Source organism: Levilactobacillus parabrevis (assembly GCF_044051715.1).
In the GTDB taxonomy this organism is placed as follows: Bacteria; Bacillota; Bacilli; order Lactobacillales; family Lactobacillaceae; genus Levilactobacillus; species Levilactobacillus parabrevis.
In genome coordinates this window covers 2,148,100-2,165,202 of the sequence record NZ_CP168688.1, presented here as the reverse complement: position 1 = coordinate 2,165,202, position 17,103 = coordinate 2,148,100, and the positions used below count along the sequence as shown (strand labels likewise).

The 17,103-nt window shown below is 44.9% G+C and carries 9 protein-coding genes; 8 read left to right on the top strand and 1 reads right to left on the bottom strand.

Translation table 11 applies throughout. From position 1 onward, the window contains the following. Positions 1 to 65: 65 nt before the first annotated feature. The 3 genes from ACEPSU_RS10175 to ACEPSU_RS10165 all read left to right on the top strand — a co-directional run bounded on the left by ACEPSU_RS10175 (position 66) and on the right by ACEPSU_RS10165 (position 4,585). Positions 66 to 1,877: a DUF5776 domain-containing protein gene (locus ACEPSU_RS10175; RefSeq protein WP_395321425.1), complete on the top strand. Its 1,812-nt coding sequence runs from the start codon at positions 66 to 68 to the stop codon at positions 1,875 to 1,877. A 402-nt stretch (positions 1,878 to 2,279) separates the two neighbouring features. Further along, entirely contained in the window at positions 2,280 to 3,680 is a 1,401-nt protein-coding gene (locus ACEPSU_RS10170) for an FAD-dependent oxidoreductase (RefSeq protein ID WP_395323183.1), read from the top strand. Positions 3,681 to 3,871: 191 nt separating this feature from the next. Continuing rightward, positions 3,872 to 4,585 carry a class A sortase gene (locus ACEPSU_RS10165; RefSeq protein ID WP_395321423.1) on the top strand — a complete coding sequence of 238 codons (714 nt, stop codon included), beginning with the start codon at positions 3,872 to 3,874 and terminating at the stop codon, positions 4,583 to 4,585. Between the two features lie 120 nt (positions 4,586 to 4,705). On the opposite strand, the gene ACEPSU_RS10160 is transcribed toward ACEPSU_RS10165, so the two are convergent. Continuing rightward, on the bottom strand, positions 4,706 to 5,731 hold the full coding sequence (locus ACEPSU_RS10160; RefSeq protein WP_060463087.1) for an IS30 family transposase: 1,026 nt from the start codon (positions 5,729 to 5,731) through the stop codon (positions 4,706 to 4,708). Positions 5,732 to 6,352: 621 nt separating this feature from the next. Between ACEPSU_RS10160 and ACEPSU_RS10155 the strand changes: the two genes are divergently transcribed. The 5 genes from ACEPSU_RS10155 (at position 6,353) to ACEPSU_RS10135 (ending at position 16,980) form a co-directional block, all read left to right on the top strand. Further along, positions 6,353 to 7,048 (top strand): WxL domain-containing protein, encoded by a 696-nt coding sequence (locus ACEPSU_RS10155; protein ID WP_395321421.1) that lies wholly within the window; start codon positions 6,353 to 6,355, stop codon positions 7,046 to 7,048. Between the two features lie 131 nt (positions 7,049 to 7,179). Next, positions 7,180 to 8,226 carry a DUF916 and DUF3324 domain-containing protein gene (locus ACEPSU_RS10150; protein WP_395321419.1) on the top strand — a complete coding sequence of 349 codons (1,047 nt, stop codon included), beginning with the start codon at positions 7,180 to 7,182 and terminating at the stop codon, positions 8,224 to 8,226. Between the two features lie 473 nt (positions 8,227 to 8,699). Then, the gene (locus ACEPSU_RS10145; protein WP_395321417.1) at positions 8,700 to 11,096 is read left to right on the top strand and encodes a hypothetical protein; all 2,397 of its coding nucleotides are present in this window, start codon (positions 8,700 to 8,702) and stop codon (positions 11,094 to 11,096) included. Between the two features lie 497 nt (positions 11,097 to 11,593). After that, on the top strand, positions 11,594 to 14,095 hold the full coding sequence (locus ACEPSU_RS10140; protein ID WP_395321415.1) for a hypothetical protein: 2,502 nt from the start codon (positions 11,594 to 11,596) through the stop codon (positions 14,093 to 14,095). Positions 14,096 to 14,670: 575 nt separating this feature from the next. Continuing rightward, on the top strand, positions 14,671 to 16,980 hold the full coding sequence (locus ACEPSU_RS10135; protein WP_395321413.1) for a hypothetical protein: 2,310 nt from the start codon (positions 14,671 to 14,673) through the stop codon (positions 16,978 to 16,980). Positions 16,981 to 17,103 lie beyond the last annotated feature (123 nt).

Below are 17,103 nucleotides of genomic sequence, written 5' to 3'. Positions count from 1 at the left end.
CATGTTTTACCACCTGCTGTGTTAAACTGAGCAATGTATACCAATCATAATAATGAGGTGATTCTATGACTGATCTGGTCCGCCGGCTGTTGGTGGCCGGCCTCACGTTAATCCTAGCGGGTGGCGCAATTGTGCCCGTGACGACCCAGGCAGCAACGGCGAGTTCTGTGGATGCGGTAGCGGGCGATGCCAGTGTTATCCCTGAGCGTATTCAAGTTGATTTGGTACAAGTGCCATACAATCTAATCACGGATGAAAAGGGCGTGACAACTCATGTTCCTTGGTATCCAGAGAATAAGCAACTCTACACTGTTCAAGAAGTGGCAGATGAGAATTTTCACGAAATCTTTGTTTCGGCTGTCGGTGAAGATGATAATTCTTACAATGTTGCGGGAGCTATGCATTTTCTCGGCGGTGGTCTTTTAAGTACGTCTAATGAATCCTTAGCCGACTATCTAACGGGTGACGATTTAAAAACATATGGACTCACTGAAGGAAAAGATTTAACTGAATTTCTCGGCACGTATGTTTATGTGCTCAGCTGGGCACTAAAGACGGCCGCTCAGATCTCTCTAGATCCAGAAGGCGTAGATATTGACGCAATTGTAAAGGACTATCAGGAAAATATCCGTCAAAAACGATTGGAAGCCTCTACGAGTGCATTAATAAAAAATTTTATGCCAATGCTTGATTCATATTTTGGAACTAAGGAAGCAATACTAGGAAATTATCAGGAAGTTTTGAATTTAAAATCAAAGATTTACTTATCGCAATACTCTGCAGAACAACTCAGTAAACTAGATCCAGAAGCCTCAGAGGTACAGGAGCGGGCATTGCTAGGGAGGTCACTCGAGAATTTTGTGACCCAGCAAGATGTGGATGGAACTATGAAGGATGTTGCGGATGGTCAATTAAGCATGGCGGGACAGCCAAGCTGTTTTGTATTTAAAAGGGGAGCTGCACCCATCACACCGTCTACAGTCTCCAGCAAGCCCGTCACTATCCGTTACGTTGACGAGCAAGGCCAGTCATTAAAGCCGGATAAAACGTTGGCCGGATCCCTGGGGACTGATTACCAGGCAGAACCGCTCGAGATTTCTGGGTACAACCTGGTTAAGACGACTGGAGAGGAAACAGGGAAGTTTACCAGTTCTGAACAGACCATTACTTATACTTATTGCAAGGCGGCAGATCCAGTCGTTAAGAAAAGCGTTATTTACGCCACGAGGAAGATTGGGTTGTATGACTCACCAACGTTTACCAAGCAGTCTCGATTGCAATGGTATGCGCAGAAGTCACGGATGAACCGACCGATGTTTAAGATTATTGGTACAGCAACCTCTAAGAATGGCGTCAAACGCTATCAGGTAGTGGATCTCAATGGTCAGGGGATCACGGGGTATATCACTGCCAAGACAGCGTATAGCACGCGCCTCCACTACACGACGCGGCCCAGTCGAGTCACTGTGATCAATCCTGACGGTCTGAATGCTTATACGAAGAAAAGCCTGACAGGTAAGTCTATTCATTACCGGCAGGGTCAGGTTCTTAAGGTAAAACGGGTTGTCACTCATAATCTCAACACGCGATTGGTGCTCAGTAATGGCCGCTACATTTCTGGCAATAAGAAGCTGGTCATCGCGGGAAAATACAAGATGCCTAAACGGGTGCAAGCCAAGACGGCGGTCAACCGCTATGATACGGTGCGGCTGACTAAGCGAAATCGACATTACACTAAGAAGAGCCAAGCCGTCTTTAAGGTACAAGGCTGGGCTTATACCAATGCTAACAATTTCCGCAAAGGGGACACGCTCCGTTACAAAGTTGCCGGCGGCTATATCACTGGGAACTCGCGTTTCGTGAAGGTGATTGAGTGAATCAAATCACAAGATTAATTATCTACTCTATACGTTAAGTCAGGTCCGCGTTGATCTGGCTTTTTTGCTTGGGAAATCCCGTCAGATAGCGGATTTTGTTAATAAGGAGAGTATTTGTTTTGACAAATTAAGTTAATTGGGTGAAAATACACTATCAGTACTGAAACAATCCGTCTCACGCCCGATATGCCGGGCACTAACGTAATCTCAGTGGTTAATATTTAATGGGTACTTCAATCCTTGGATAACCAGTGACTCATTTTGATGAGGCGTCAGTAATGGATTGAAAAGATGAGAAAATAATCGTATTTAATAAGGGCCTGACGAGTTGCCCAAGTTTCATGTGTTCATCGAGGGACACAACTAAATTTATGCGTTGCAGAATATGAGGGGGAACCTATGATGAAGGTCATTATTGTTGGAAGCACCCATGCAGGAACGAATGCTGCGATTCAAATCCTAAAAGATCATCCTGAAACGGAGGTCACCATTTACGAACGGCATACCAATGTGTCATTCCTGTCGACGGGGATTTCGCTCTTTTTGGATGGCCAGGTCAAACACCTGGAGGACATGTTCTATTCGTCCCCGGAAGAGTTAGCTGGTCTGGGTGCCAACGTTCTTACCCGTCACAATGTCGTGAAGATCGATGCGGCCAACAAGACGGTGGATGTTGTCGACATGGATTCCGGCGAATTGACCAGTGACACTTATGATAAACTCATCATGGCAACCGGTTCGACGGTTAACGTGCCACCAATCTTCGGGATCGATGAAGACATGGTCTTACTATGCAAGAATTACGAACAAGCCAAAGCCGTGTATCAGGCAGCTAAGGACCATAACCGCATCGCTATCATTGGTGGGGGCTATATTGGAACCGAGTTGGCAGAAAGTTACGCGCGGACGGGCCACGATGTCCTCTTAATTCAGTCGCAGGATATTCTGTTGGACCACTACGTTGACAAAAATCTGTCGGACAAAGTGGTTGATATCTTACGGGACCAAGGCGTTGAAGTCGTTCTGAACAGCCGGGTTACGGCATTTTCTCAGGATGACAAGGGGTTGGCCATCGAGACCAATGGCGAGACTTACCGCGCGGATGTGGCGATTGTCAGCACGGGTTTTGTGCCCAACACGACGCTCTTACGCGGTCAGGTTAAGATGGATCGTCACGGTGCCATTATCATTAACGATTACATTCAATCTTCAGACCCAGACATCTTTGCCTGTGGGGATGCCAGTGTAGTTAACTTTAACCCAACTGGGCAACCTGCTTATACGCCACTGGCGACCAACGCTGTGCGGCAGGGGATGCTGGCCGGTATCAACGTCTTTGGGAACCTGCAACGCTATATGGGGACCCAAGCGACTTCGGCTATCAACATCTTTGGCCGGACGCTGGCTTCCTCTGGATTGACACTGCGACACGCGGCTTCGGCAGGACTAAACGCGGATAGTGTGACCTTTGAGAGCACCTGGCGACCTGAGTATATGCCGACCACGGATCGCCTGCTGATCAACTTGGTTTACGACCGTGATAATCGGCGGGTACTGGGGGCACAGCTCTTCAGTAAGCATGAGGTTGCGCAGTCGGCCAATGCGATATCGATTGCGATTCAGAACCGTAATACGATCGATGACCTTTCCTTCGTGGATATGTTGTTTAACCCAAACTTCGATGATACCTTTAATTTCCTGAATCTAGTTGCGCAAAAAGCAGTTGCCCAGGAAGCGGAGCGCGGGAACCGGCAACCACGAGTTACGGCGGGCGTTAAACCGGACAAGAAAACCAAAAAGTAAAGTAACTTGTGGCGGGTAGCGGTGAGCTTCCCGCCTTTGTTGTGTGATCGTTGCTTGCAGAATACGAAGGTTAACTGGTGAAAGCTGCTTGTCACAGAACGTGGTGGAACGGTTTCACTTTGTTTTTGACAGTAAGTGGGGTAAAATTTGCCAGTGAAGATAACGCATAGTTGGGGGGAGTGGCAGTAATTATGGCAGATAAACGGCAACAACAGCCGAAGCACCGCTGGCGGTGGTTCTGGACAACGATTTTCATCATCTTAATTATCATCTCGCTCGGGTTAATCTTTAACGAGCAGATTAAGAACTGGTTGATTTCTTCCTATCAACCGCACATCTCCAAGAAGACTGTGCAGAAGAACGAGAAGAAAAAGGCGTCGTATGACTTCAGTAAGGTTAAGTCGTTGGACTTCTCAACCGTGGCTAATGCCCGTTGGAATACGGCTAATATCCACGTGGTGGGCGAGATCTATATGCCGCAGTCAAAGATTCACCTGCCGATTGCGAAGGGTGTCAGTAACGATGTGTTAGCACTGACGGCTGGAACCATGCGACCGGACCAGCAGATGGGACAGGGTAATTATCCGTTGGCAGGTCATCACATGAGTTCCCAAACGATTTTATTTAGTCCTTTGTATTGGAAAACCCGAGTCGGTCAACAAATTTACTTAACAAACGCCAAGAAGGTCTTCGTCTACAAAGTGAGCGTGCGGAAGTTCATTCCAGCAACGGACGTTAAGGTGGTCGATCAGACCAAGAAGACCATGGTGACGCTGATTACCTGTGATGCAACGGGAGCCAATCGCCTAATGATTCGAGGGAATTACGTCAAACAGATGGCCTATAAGGATGCGCCAGTGTCGGTTCAAAAGGGCTTCCATAGTGGATTTAACAATAAAAACTAACGAAAATCTGACATTTTTTGCGAAATTGCAAAAAATGTTATTTTTTTTGAATTTTTTTCGCTCCTCAATTGTCAAATCAAGTGCAACACTAAGAATCTATTCTTAGAAGTGGTCTAGTTGCTAAGCTAGTTCAGGCATTAGATCGGCTGGGCAACGATAGTTTAATGACCGCCGCAGCCGGTTGTTTAAGGTATCCTGAGCCAGCTGAATATCAATGAGTGAGGCCAAAACCAAGGATCTACCCTTCGGGAAGAACTCGCGCAAAAGGCCGTTAGTGTTCTCATTGGTTCCGCGTTCCCATGGTGAATAAGGATGGGCAAAGTAGATGTCCGTTCCCACCACTTGGCTCAAGCTTGAGAACTCGGCACCGTTATCAAAAGTAATGGTTTTAAAGTACTCAGTTCCATAGTCATATAAGGTGTTCTGGAGGGCTTTCAAGCAAGTGTCGGCATGATAATTGGGAAGTTTAACGATGATTTCTAAACGACTAACACGTTCAGTCAAAGTCATTAATGCTGGCTCAGATTCAACTCGTTTACCTTTGACCAAGTCACCTTCCCAGTGTCCAAGCTCTTGACGTGCTTGAACCACAGTGGGACGCTCTTCGATTGAATGGCCCAGATTCTTCTTATTGATTCGGTGATGCTTTGTTCCGGGACGTTTGACTCGGCGACGGAGTTTAGCTGGTAGGTCTGAATTACGGATAGTTAAACGCTGGTCATCAATGTATCGATACACCGTCGGTGTTGAGGGACAGACAACTCCTGGGTAATTAGTCTTGAATTGGTGAACAAAAGTATCCACACTATGCATTCTGGGGCGAGCTTTTAAAGCTGTAACCAAAGCATTACAGAAGGTTTGACAGTGATCAAAGAGTCCACGATAACAGCTGTTTAGCCGGTGCTTACGATAAACTGCTTCGCCAGTTTCCGCCAGATATGACTGTTCGAAGATACGAGTATTAGCGTTAATCTGTGTTGTTGTCCCCCGTCTTAATTCACGCGAAATCGTACTGGGATTACGATGAAGAGCCTTGGCAATCCGGCGGATGGACCAATCTAAGCCCCTTAGGGCTTCAATTCGACCACGTTCAGCTAAATTGAGTTGGTGATACTGATTAGATATGATATTCTTAATTCGGGTCATGAAGATACCTCTTTCTTGTTTGTGGTGAATTAAGAATAGGTCTTCATGGCCTTTTTGACTAGTCTGAATAAAGAACTGGTCTAGTAGAGCAGGTGTTGCACTTCAATTTTAAATCGAGGAATTTTTTTCGCTTGTGAAATTATGAAAGGAATTTCACAGTCGGAAAATGCTGAAGCTCTTGATAAATAAGGGTTCCTTAAAGTTGGTTCGATTGCGCAACTAAAATCCGTAGTGAACAAATACCCTGTGAACGATAGTTAAGAATCGCTTATCACACGACCATTCTTGAGGAATTGAGCTGATGAATCAAAGCGTACCGTGAAAATTTAAGGTTGACAAACGCTGATATATCAATGAATTAAGGCTATATCCGTGTATACTATAAACATAATCACATACTATTAAACAGTTCTGAGAAAAATAATCTTCCCCACACATAATTAATTGTGGACAGAAGAAGAAATCCGTGCTATTATAACTTATGTAATCAGATGAGTTCATCAGATGGTTCCAACGAAACGCCTCTAGTTGGGGCAGGTTCATAAAATAGAGTCGTTGCTTTGGACGAAAAGTTTAGAAGAGTAAAGAACAAAGACAATCAAGTTGAGGGAGATAAATATCATGACTAAAAAAACTTTACAATTAATCGCTACTGTTGCACTTGCTGCTGGGTTTGGGTTCACTACTGTTACTGCTAATGCGGATGAAACAACCACTGCTGACAACACCCAAAAAACTAACGCATCTGTCACGCTGACGCCAGGTACTGGTACTGGTATCCATGATGGGGCCGTGGAATTAACTGCAGCACCAGACTTAACATTCGGTACTCACGAAGTTACTGGTAAGGCTGATAGCTTTAAGATCACTCCTGCTGCTGGGATTACGAATGGGGAGAGTTCTACTAATAAGGCTGCTAAAGCTGGGGACGTTGAAGTTGTCAACAGTGGTAGTGATGCTGGTTGGAACGTAACGGTTGCTGCTACGCCTTTCACAGACAAGACTGATTCAAGCAAGGTGTTATTGGGATCTACTATCGCTCTGAATGGTACGCCTGCAACTGATAATGGTTCTGGTGTCAATGTTAAGCCAGCTACCATTGGTAGCGCCGCTCCTGGTGCTGCTGCCGTAACAACTGTTACTCCTGGTGCCGCTAACGCTGCTACTGTGTTGAACGCGACTGCTGGTAACGGTTATGGTACTTGGCAGAACCGTATCAGTGATGCAAGTTTGAACATTGCTGGTGGTAATGCGGCTGGTGAATACTCATCAACCTTGACTTGGACAATTGCTAACACACCTTCAACCCAAGCTTAATTCAATCAAATATTTTTGAAAAATGAGCTAAATTACCATAAATATTAAATTCGGAATGCGGTAGCGACAGCTACCGCATTCTTTGTTACAATGAAGAAAACGGTTTATAAAATGATGGAGGCAGGTTGACCATGAAACGTTGGTTGAGGGTATTAGTAACGTTAGGGACGTTGTTAGTAGCATTCGGTTGGATGCAACAGACTAAAACTGCAAAGGCAGAAAGTGTTGGTTATTCAGTTAGCACGATAACGCCGAAAAATCAGGATGATAAGAAAGTGACTTACTTTGCGCTTCGTGTGAAGCCTAATGAACAACAGAAATTGACGATTGTTATTCATAACTCAAGTAAGTCAGCGAAGAAATTCCAAGTTGGTGTTAATCAGGCGATGACGAATACTAATGGGGTTATTGATTATAGTCAAAGTAATCCCAAACCGGACAGCTCTTTAAAAGTCGGTATCAAAGATGTCTTTGGGAAAAATGATACACAGAAAGTTACTGTGAATGCCAAGAGTTCTAAGAAAGTTTCCGTGGACTACAAAATGCCAGCCAAGAAAATTGATGGCATGATTCTAGGTGGCATTTACGTCAAAGAAGTTAAAAATGGAAACACAGGCAGTAAGAAAAACGGTGTGACAATTAGTAATGCTTTTGCCTACGTTGTGGGTGTTAGATTGCGTGAAAGTGGTATCGATGTTGCGCCAGATATGCGGTTAAATACTATTAAAGCTGGATCAATCAACGGCTTTAGTCAAGTACAAGCCAACTTGCAAAACCCACGTCCTGGCTTGATGAAGGCGTTGAAGGTGGTTTCTAAGGTCACAAAGCAAGGCAGTTCAAAGACTGTCTTGAGTCAGACTAAGGAAGGCATGGCGATGGCACCTAATACTAACTTTAATTACTCCATTCCATGGGGCAATAAACAGCTAGCTGCTGGGGATTATACCTTGAAACTCGATGCGTACGCCAAGGGTGGTTATCATTGGCAGTTCACGAAGAATTTTACGATTACCCAAAAGGATATCAATTCCTTGAAGAACCGGATCAATACACCACAAAAGAACTACACATGGTGGTTCGTTGCCGGCGGGATTGTAATTGTCCTTCTGTTGGCTATTATCATTTACTTGCTGATGAAGAATCGGAAGAAAGATGATGACACGGACGAAACCGAATAAGTTATAAAATAACGGCTCAATGAATGGGTAGCAGAGATGCTATCTGATTCATTGAGTCGTTTTTGTTTGTTGTGAAACTGAATGCTGTTGACTTTAAGAATCTAGGGAAGTATAAATAACACGCTTTAAAAGTAAGGTTACATATGTGAAAATGTATAACGACTTGTTCGAAAACTTGAGTTCTTAATATAACACGGCAAAGATAGAGATGAAGACTTGTGCCTTACTAAAAGCTTTAATTGACGGCATCTTAAAGTAATCTTAAAATGAAGGACCAATCTAGTGGATTGCCAAAACAGAGCACTTGAATGATGGTATACTATATTTACTAGGAGAGCTAATAATTAGCCACAGATAACATGCTTCTACGGCGAAGGCTAGTTTTCCACGAATGACTGAATGGATAAAGCAAAAGTATCAGGTTGAGGAAATTAGAGTGTGCCGGTCGACTACCGGACAAGGGGGGTTGTGCGATGAATATCAAAAAAGGTATGTTAGAGATGGCTGTGCTGGCCATAGCTGGGTTTGGCGGATGGTCGACTGTATCGGCAAGCGCTAATTCTCAAGTCTTTAACACTGGTCAAGCCGCATTAGATGGTGCGCCCCAAGGAGTCGATCTTCAGAGTGGGTTGGATTCAAACTATTTCACGATTGACCCCAATGTGGGGACGGCTTCTGGTACTAACGCGGCAAAGATGACTAAAGCACATAGCCCAGCTGGAACTGGAAACTCTGCGATTCAGATCTCTAAGGCGGGTGTTCAGGATAGTTGGGGCGCCATCTGGTCAACGGATGAAACTTTTGATCTGAGCAAAAGTGAAACGGCTTCAATGTGGATCTATGCGAGTGGTGAAAATACAGCTAATGTTGGAGATGGTATGGCCTTTGTTCTCCAGAATGGCGGGACCGATGCCTATTCAGGCGCAGGTGAGTCCATGGGAGTCTGGGGTGTGGCTAACGATTTGTTCTCTAATGTGAATCCAGCTAGTTCCGCCATTAAGAATAGCTGGGCATTGGAATTTGATACGTATTCTAACGATGATATTCCTAAGCAAGGCACATACCTAGGCTGGCTTTTCGGGACGACACCTAGTACTTACGACTTTTTCAATAGTTCACCATCGTCGTATGATGTTGAAGGGCCGGGTGACGCACAGAGCTCGCAGTCGCAGATTACAGATGCCCATATTGCATCCAATTATCCAGGGTCAACCGATACTTATACGGGGACTGAGGTCTATGGTAATGGTGGTACGATTAATTCTTCTACTGGCAATAAGATTGCCCATACGGGGAACTTCTACTACTACAATCTCCAACACAAGGGTTTACTGAATGAAGGAGCCACAGGGGGGAGTGGGAAGCTTTCCGATCACCGGTGGCATCATATTACAGTATCTTACACGCCACCGACAACTTCCGGTGGTGATGGGTCCATGACCTACACGTATAATGATAAAAATCCTGACACGGGTCTTCCGCAGAAGTCGAATGACTATGCGACTGTTCCAATTGATTTGAGCAAGTTTAACTTGAGCTCGGGGCAGACCAAGGTCCGCTGGGGATTTACCGGGTCAACTGGACTATATTCCGAAAACAACTTGGTTATCTTCGATCAAATCCCTGGTGAAGCTCAGACTGATGCTTCGGCGACAATGACCACCAAGGATAATGCTGGTGATTACACCAATGATGTCAGCGATGGTGATTCTGTTTCTGGCGACAGCGATGTGAAGCTGACTTATACGTTCGAGCGGACTGGCGGGGATGAAGACTGGAAGTCGGTCAATGGGGATCTCACGATTCCAGATGATATTGATGTGACTTCGGGTTCGATTGCTTATCCGGATGCTAGTTACACGGATAGTAATAAGAATAAAGTCGATGTTTCAAAAATTGTGGCGTTGACCTCTTCCGGGGACGGGCAGAAATTGTCTGTGCCTCTTGCGGACAATGGATTGACCTTGAGTGGCACGCAGAAGGCCACGGTAACCTTATACGGAAAGGTCAAAGATGTTGCATCTACCAGTGACGTGAGTGAGGCGTCGCAGACTAGTTATTTCGTGGGAAGTAACGCGACTTCAACGGCGAAGACACCTAATTTTACGATCACCAAAAAGGTCAACCCGGCGTTAGCGATGGAATTGGATGAGAGTAGTAGTACTTTATCTGTTAACGCCGGCGGTTCTGATGATGCTATCGTTGCTGGTGTAGCTGTACCATCTGATAAGACGATGGATAATGGTGACATCACACTTCATCCGACGATTAATGGTGAGGCGCAAGATACTGTGAACTTAAACGATACAACTAGCGGCACTATGTATGGTTTTAAGTATCATATTGCGAATGACAAGCTGAAAGCTGGCGACAACACTGTTAGCTTCTACGCGACTGATACAGCCGGTGACAAATCAGCAACGGTGTCGACCACGGTGACTGCCGGTACAGTGGGCTTCGGCCATACAAGTGGTGATTTAATTTTTGAGCCCACGACGCTGACAGGTAGTGGAAGTGTGCTCATTGACCGTTCAGATGATTGGAGCTTGAATGTAGATGACAGCCAAACCAAGAACAGTACCTGGACTGTTACGGCCAATACTAATGGGATGTATCTTAACGGAACGGCTACGAGCACACCGCTGGATGGCTCATTGGTCTACACGGATAAGGCTGGCAATACCACGACGTTGAATAGTAGCGACTCGCCGGTGATTGCGAGCGGTACTTCAGATGGCACAGCCAGCACAACCAACATTGCGGCCGACTGGACGGGCGATACTGGCATCCGACTAAGGGTCAATAGTGGTGCGGTTGAGGGTGCCTATTCTGGTACAATTAATTGGTCATTTGTTAATTCAGTTGAATAATTTTCGAGAAAATGTCGCCTGTGGTTACTGCGGGTGACATTTTTTGCGGTTGAAATACCAAAACTCGCGAAAAATTGGATAGTTTTTAACATGATATTTTTAGGCGGATTTAATGTTACATAAGCAGTTCCTTGTGAATAAACTAGCTTTGCACAAGTCAATACAGCTAAAGAAGAGATACCGTTTGTGAAACTAGCTAAAATGTTGGTAATAAAGCAATTGTTGTACTTGCGGATAACTATAATATTATCAATATTTGCTCTTATATTTCTGGACCGTTGATGGTATACTATATTTATTAGGGTGGTTAAATGTTTTGAAAAGAATTCGTTAGCGGGTGCCAAGTAAGTATACCTAAATTACATACACTGAATGAGTCGTTTAACTTGATATGAGTTAAGCAGGACATTTAATCACGAATAGACGAAAATAATGTATTTTAAAAAGTTGAGGATGCACGAAAAGTCCGAAAGTATTCGGATGTGGGGGTTATTTAGATGAAAAGAAAGATAATGGGAGTGGCTGTGACTTTGGCCGTGGCCGGACTAGGGCTATGGTCAAACAAGATTAACGCTCAAGCTATAGCTGCACCGACGTATGGGACTAATGCCGCAGCGTTAGCAGGTGCACCACAAGGTGTGGATTTATCGAGTGCAGAATATAAAGACTATTTTAAAATTAGTAATGATGTTAGTGGGGTTACAGGAAAAAATGTCGCAAAAGTGATGGGAAGCGACGATGGTGTTGGAAGTCCTGCTGGGACTGGTAATTCAGTGATTCAGATTTCTAAAGCTGGTAGTAGTAATACAAATACCTGGGGGTCCATTTGGTCTGCTGACAAAACCTTTGACCTGACACAACCGGAAACGGCTTCAATGTGGATTTATACGAGTGGTGAAAACGCTAGTTCCATTGGTGATGGTATGGCCTTTGTCCTTCAGAATGATGGTGATGGTGTAAATGCCTTTTCTGGGACTAAAACGTGGGGATCTAGCAGTAGTACAGATCGAACTGTAGATGTACCAGGTAAAGGTGAGAGTATGGGAGTCTGGGGTGTAGACCCTGAGGAATACACTAAAAATGATTTGTCAACTTCGGCAATTCAGAAAAGTTGGGCTTTGGAGTTTGATACACACAGTAATGTGGATACACCGCCAGCTACTAATCCTATGCAAATGATTGTAAATCAAATTCAATGGGATCTAGATGATGCGAACCCTGCATCTTTTGATTTAGGAAAATACTATAACAGTTTTGACTCTTCAGGAGATCCAACTGGTGGTGGGACGACAATCCCCAGTAATGACAATCATATTGCTTCAAATTATCCTGGAAAGGCTGGAACTTATTCGTCGGCGACTCAGACAGGTGTGAAGACAACGTGGAGTACAGTTTCAGGACTATTTGGAAAAACTTGGCAGAAATCACCAACAGACTACTATTACTATAAAATGCAGCATCTGGGTTACTTAGGTGAAGGTGCTACAGGATATGGAATGAGTGATCACCGGTGGCATCACATCACGCTTGATTATACGCCACCGACAAGTGGTGACGTTAATGGCAAAATGAAATATACGTTTAACGACAAAGATCCTGAAACGGGATTAGCTAAGGCCTCCACAGATAGTACCACGGTACCTATTAAACTCAGTGCGTTTGGAGACACTACAAAAGTTAGATGGGGATTCACTGGGTCAACTGGTGAAGAAACCGAAAATAATCTGGTTGCCTTTGATCAGATTCCAGGTGAAGCTGAAACTAGTGCAACAGCTAAATTGAGTACAAGAGACGACGCAGGAAATTACACTGCGGTAGACGGTAGCGCTTCAACGCCTACAATTTCTGGTGGAACGCCAGTCAAACTTGAGTATACATTTAAGCGCGATGGTGGTCTAAAGGATTGGAAGAACGTTAATGCTTCATTGACCATTCCTAAGAGCATTCAGCTATCCTCCGGAAGGATAACAAATCCTGATGGTTCGGATGGTGGTAGTGTTGATATTTCAAAGCTAAATGGTACAGAACTTCCGGTTGCATTAGGCAGTGATGGTAATGGTGTGACACTGGCTGGTACACAAGAAGAAAAGATTACACTCTATGGGACGACATCAAATGTTGATACGACTGAAGACAGTACTACGAGTTACTTCCAAGGGACTAATGCGTCTTCTACTGCTAAGCTAACAGGCTTCAATATTGGGAAGTCCAAGTTGTCTATGGACATAGACACGGAAACCCTCGGTAGAGTGTGGCATGTGAATTATGGGGGGAAAACCGATGCTAAGGTTATTGGCGTAGTCGTCCCAACTGACAAAAGTGTGAAGCCAGCAGACATAACTATTCATCCGACATTGAATGGCGTTGCACAAGATACTTTCAAACAGGGTGATGACGATCACTATGACGGAAACTATGGAACGACTGGATTTCATTATACGATACCTAACTCTAAGTTGAAGGCGGGCTCTAATACTGTGAGTTTCTATGCAACGGATAATAATCCAGGTGATGGGCGGTCGCCAGTCGTTTCTACTGAAGTTATTGCAGGGACGGTAGATTTAGGTGATACAAGTGAAGATATGTCGTTTGGAAATATGACTCTGACTGGTTCAGGGGCAGACACAACACTCAAACGAGACAACGATTGGGGGTTAGACGTGATCGATTCTAGGGCTCCCAAGAGTGGTAATTGGCAACTCTACGCGTATGCTGATCCATTAACGACTGACCCTAAGCAGACTGCTGTCTCGACGACTTTGGATGGTTACTTGGTTTATCCGAGTGCGGATGGTATAGATAAGCCCTTGGGAACTTCGCCGGCTACGGCTACACCAGTTGCTAGTGGTGCGCCGAGTGGTGATGATACGACAAAGACGACTAACATTGCGCAGAATTGGACAGATAATTCTGGAATTAGATTAGTTATAAAAGGCGGCGCATCGGCCGGTAATTATAGTGGCGCTATTCATTGGACGTTTGTGAATTCGGCCGGTTAATAAAGATATGAGTCACCCGTGATGTTACGGGTGATTTTTTTGTGATTGACGAATTGTTAAATTGAAGGTTGTGATGTTTAAATTGTTCCGCTACGAATGACTTATCGACAAGACGGATCATATAGAAATGTTTGCAAAAACAAGTCAATGTTACGCAGCCGTAAATATGTAGATGGAGCAGGGACAATCAATTCTACTATAAAGGAATGAATAGCTCAGAAAGCCTTATGGTAAGACTGGTTGATGCTGTTATAACGGTGATTTGTAGAAAACGTTTGCCGTAAAACAACGAATGTTATCGCTTATAATTTCATGGAGTAGATGGTATACCATATCCATAAATGCTGATGCGTAAAATATTTTAAGCGCCATTTGTTGATAACGCTCATGTAAGTTCAGTGAAAATTCATACTGACAATTATCTTCTCTATTTGAGAATAGCATGGGCGAATGCCGTGAATTAAAGACGATCAATAGACAGGGCACATCACTAAGAATGAAGGTAGTATACGAGGAATCCGATGAAATTCGGACGCGGGGGTTTTTGAATGAAAATAAGGCGGAGCATACTAGGCATGATTATAACTTTGACCACGACTGGACTAGGGCTGTGGTCGGTGACGGACAGGGCCAGTGCTGCACCTGGTGCGGGGCCGTTTACGAGTGCGGCTAGTGCACTGGCAAATGCACCACAAGGAACACCTATGAGCAACTATTTTACGCTTGCACAAAAGAATACGGCGGGTAGTGCCGTGTCTAATAATTCTGCCGGCGTTGTCTCGGCTACGAGTCCTGTCGCCGGGATGACCAATAATGCTGTTCGAATTACAGCGGACACTAAAAATCAAACAGGTGCAATTTGGTCGACTAAGGAGTCATTCGATCTGTCTAAGAATCAAGTTGCGTCTATGTGGATTTTTGCGAGTGGTACTGATCCGAAAGGCAAGAATCCTAAGCCTGGGGATGGCATGGCCTTCGTTCTTCAAAACGCCGGGAATACGGATCAGTTTTCTGGCGCTGGAGAATCGTTAGGTGTTTGGGGGACAGATCCTAAGACTAGTAAATCTGAGCCACAAAAGTTGGCAAATACGGCTATTCCAAGTAGTTGGGCCCTTGAGTTTGACACATTTACGAATAATTCGGTACCGAGCACTGGAACTGATATCAACAGTGTACAACCATCAGCTTTTGAATTGGGTAGTGCGTACCAGACTGTGAACTCGGATGGAACGGGAGGGGGGAATAATCTCTCTAATCTTGCTCAGCACTTGGCCTCCAACTATCCTGGTCGAACCAATTCTTACGAAGCCTTAGGAACGTTTAGAGGGCCGGGACTCATACTTTACACGACTTACTATTACTACGGGCTGGCTCACCTGGGCTTTATGCCAGTAGGAAGCACCCTTGCTAACGGCACATGGCATCACGTTACAATGAACTATACTGCGCCGACAACCGCTGGAGCGAATGGAATGATGCAATATACGTTTGATGACAAGAATCCGCAAACCGGAGAGCCACAAGCCGCTTCTTATGGGAGTCGCACAGTTCCGATTGATCTGACGGCTTTTAACTTAAAGGATGGTCAAACAAAGATTCGTTGGGGCTTTACTGGTTCAACTGGAGAGAGTACCGAAAGTAACATGGTTATCTTTGATCAAATTCCCGGGGAGACTAAGACGAAAGCCACAGCAGATATGACCTACGAAAAGGATGGGCAATCAGTTTCAGTCACGTCTGATGGTAAGACTCAGATTCCCGGCGGCTCTAAAGTCACACTGAACTATGCAGCGCAGCGGCTCAGCGGTGATAATGTGTGGAGTGGGTTAAATGCCGAGATTAAGGTTCCGGATTATATTACGTTAAATGGGAAGGCAACGATTTTCTACGCCAACGGGTCGACACGGGAGGCTACAGTCACAAAGCAAAGTGACGGTTATGCTAATATAAGCTTAGCCACAGATGGTAGTAATACAGGCTTGACGCTGGATAACACGGATACGGTTAAGATTGCTGTCGGTGGTCGTGTCCAAAATCCAACGAGCGGGAATACCTACAGTAGTGGTTCTGATTTAACCAGTTATTTTAAGGGAACGAATGCCGTTTCGACGGCGGTCAGTCCGGCCTTTACCATTACACATCAAGACTTGCCTTCGTTGGCACTTTCATTGGATCACGATAAGGTGAACGTTAACGCAGGCGGTGATATTAACCTTTCTGGTAAGCTGGTCACGACAGATGGCTCCCAAATTACGAATAGCAATATGACGCTGAACATGGGGATCACAGTGCCTGGAGCCAGTCTACCAACAACTATCGCTCCCGTTGTTTTGAGTGAAAGTAATCCAGCATCTGGGTTTTCGTTTAAAATTGCGACAAATTCATTATCGGCTGGGACGTATACCTTAAACATCACGGCGACCGACACGAGTAATCCGAGTCACGTGTCAAACACGGCACTCATGACGATTGTGGTTGGTGGGGTTTCATTTGGCAGCTCGAGTGGAGATCTTACGTATCAATCGGCATTAAGTGGGTCGACGAAGATTATTCAGCGTAGCGATCCCAACTGGTCGTTTAATATTAACGATACGCTGATTAAGGGAAGTCCTTGGCATCTAACCGCTCAGGCGTCGAAGCTGACGACTGGGCCGAATGGAACTGGAACGGTACTGGAAGGGGAATTAGTTTACGGTCCGACTAATGACACAATGTCGAGTGCCGTCTTGGTTGACGATCATCAGTCGGATGGTACAAATACTCCCTTCAATATTGCCAGTGACTGGGATGCAAATTCAGGGATTCGACTGAGAGTGAATGGCGGCGCGTTGAAGGGGTCATATTCTGGTGAAGTGGACTGGGTGCTTGCGAATGGTCCTGCATAGCCATTAGATTTCAAAAGTTTAACGAGATTTGCTCCCTGCAGACTATCACGAATTGAACAGTAACTTTATAAATTGACCGCCTACAGAAATGTGGGTGGTCTTTTAATTTGGTCAGATTGTTTC

Bases quoted from the DNA above. Each gene is read 5' to 3' on its own strand.
- ACEPSU_RS10150 (WP_395321419.1), top strand. From the start codon at position 7,180: ATGAAACGTTGGTTGAGGGTATTAGTAACGTTAGGGACGTTGTTAGTA.
- ACEPSU_RS10175 (WP_395321425.1), top strand. From the start codon at position 66: ATGACTGATCTGGTCCGCCGGCTGTTGGTGGCCGGCCTCACGTTAATC.
- ACEPSU_RS10160 (WP_060463087.1), bottom strand. From the start codon at position 5,731: ATGACCCGAATTAAGAATATCATATCTAATCAGTATCACCAACTCAAT.
- ACEPSU_RS10155 (WP_395321421.1), top strand. From the start codon at position 6,353: ATGACTAAAAAAACTTTACAATTAATCGCTACTGTTGCACTTGCTGCT.
- ACEPSU_RS10145 (WP_395321417.1), top strand. From the start codon at position 8,700: ATGAATATCAAAAAAGGTATGTTAGAGATGGCTGTGCTGGCCATAGCT.
- ACEPSU_RS10140 (WP_395321415.1), top strand. From the start codon at position 11,594: ATGAAAAGAAAGATAATGGGAGTGGCTGTGACTTTGGCCGTGGCCGGA.
- ACEPSU_RS10165 (WP_395321423.1), top strand. From the start codon at position 3,872: ATGGCAGATAAACGGCAACAACAGCCGAAGCACCGCTGGCGGTGGTTC.
- ACEPSU_RS10170 (WP_395323183.1), top strand. From the start codon at position 2,280: ATGAAGGTCATTATTGTTGGAAGCACCCATGCAGGAACGAATGCTGCG.
- ACEPSU_RS10135 (WP_395321413.1), top strand. From the start codon at position 14,671: ATGATTATAACTTTGACCACGACTGGACTAGGGCTGTGGTCGGTGACG.